The sequence below is a fragment of the Acetobacter malorum genome, from assembly GCF_002153605.1.
In the GTDB taxonomy this organism is placed as follows: Bacteria; Pseudomonadota; Alphaproteobacteria; order Acetobacterales; family Acetobacteraceae; genus Acetobacter; species Acetobacter malorum_A.
Window position 1 is genome coordinate 1 of the sequence record NZ_JOPG01000057.1, and the last position, 285, is coordinate 285.

The following is a 285-nucleotide window of genomic DNA, read 5'->3' on the forward strand; positions in this document are numbered from 1 at the left end:
TCGTCCGACACTGCTTAACAGACACGGAGGATTCCAAAATGCATTTTTCTCGTATGATTCAGGCCGGCGCCTTTGTTGCTACACTGGCCTGCTGCGCGGCTGCACTGCCTGCGCAGGCTCAGGATGCGTTGCGCGTCGTTGATGCACGGGGACACCAGATCAGTATCCTGGTCCCGGTCCAGGGCATCGCGACGACAGCGGCAATGCCTGATATCGACATGTTCGAGGCCGTTGATCGCATGATGGCACGCAATATGGCTCTCATGGAGGCGGTCGATCGGACAT

Annotated in this window: 1 pseudogene; it reads left to right on the forward strand. The window is 57.9% G+C overall.

The features are described 5' to 3' along the window. Positions 1-38: 38 nt before the first annotated feature. A pseudogene (locus HK23_RS13715) lies at positions 39-285 on the forward strand (hypothetical protein); the annotation flags it as partial.